2 protein-coding genes are annotated in these 1,245 nt (G+C 71.8%); both read left to right on the top strand.

Annotated features, from left to right (window positions below; genetic code table 11):
- Window positions 1-392 (top strand): exonuclease SbcCD subunit D C-terminal domain-containing protein (locus DW309_RS06525; protein WP_205812653.1); only part of this gene is annotated, 392 nt, incomplete at its 5' end.
- A partial coding sequence (locus DW309_RS06520; protein WP_136044900.1) for an AAA family ATPase occupies window positions 393-1,245 on the top strand: 853 nt, incomplete at its 3' end.

Below are 1,245 nucleotides of genomic sequence, written 5' to 3'. Positions count from 1 at the left end.
TCGCCCGGGTCGAGTGGCGGGAGCTGCCGGTGCCGCGGCGTCTCGTCACGCTCACCGGCAGCTTCGCGGAGATCCTGTCCACGGAGAACGTCACCGCCCATGCCGACGACTGGGTGTGCGCGGTGTACACCGATGCCGTGCCGCAGTCCGAGCCCATGCGACGACTTCGCGAGGCGTACCCGCACTGCGCCATGGTGCAGCACCAGCCGATCGTCACGGGTGAGACGGAGGAGCACTCGTACGCACAGCGCCTGCGCTCCGCGGTCACCGACGCCGACCGGATCGGGGCCTTCCTTGAGCACGTGCGCGCCGGGCAGGGCGCGACAGAGGTCGAGCGCGAGCTGATCCGCGAGGTGCTCGACGACCGCGTCCGAGCGGAGGCTCTCGTCTAGATGCGTCTGCACCGCCTGGAGGTCGAGGGATTCGGACCCTTCCGCGCACGCCAGATCGTCGACTTCGACGCGTTCGCCGACGACGGCATCTTCCTGATCGCCGGTCGCACGGGCGCCGGGAAGTCGAGCATCCTCGACGCCGTATGCTTCGGCTTGTACGGCGGGGTGCCCCGGTACGAGGGTGGCGAGAAGCGGTCGCGCAGCGACCACTGCGAGCCGGACGACCCGTCGGAAGTGGTGGTCGAGTTCAGCACGCCGTCCGGCCGCTACCGTGTGACCCGGTCGCCGGAGTACCTCCGCCCCGCGCGCCGCGGTGGGGGCATGACGAAGCAGGCCGCAGCCGTCTCGCTCGAGGAGTCGACCGCATCGGGGTGGGTCGGCCGAGCGGCGCGCGCCGTCGATGTGGCACAGGAGCTCGATGAGATCCTCCAGCTGAGCCGGGAGCAGTTCCTGCAGGTGATCCTGCTCGCGCAGAACCGGTTCTCGGAGTTCCTGCTGGCCGGAAGCCGGGACCGGCAGTCGCTGCTGCGGCGGCTGTTCGGCACCGAGCGCTTCGAAGACGTGCAGGCGCGCTTCGACGAGCGGCGGCGACAGGCCGAGCAGGCGCTGGGTTCGCGGCTGGCGACGGTCGTCGCGCGACTCGAGGAGGCCGAGCGCCTGGTGACGGACGCGGGCCTGGGCGGGGAGAACGGCGGCGGTGAGGACATCGGCGGCGAAACGACGGAGACCGCGACGACGCCCACTGTGCAGGATCGGCTCGACGCGCTCGGGCGCGCACTCGCTCGCGCCGAGTACCGCTCCGAGCGTCGGGTCTCGGAGCGTGCCGACGCCGAGCGGCGGTCGGCGGAGGCGG

The organism is Microbacterium sp. K41, assembly GCF_004794395.1.
Lineage (GTDB): Bacteria > Actinomycetota > Actinomycetes > Actinomycetales > Microbacteriaceae > Microbacterium > Microbacterium sufflavum.
This window is presented reverse-complemented; position numbering and strand designations above follow the sequence as displayed.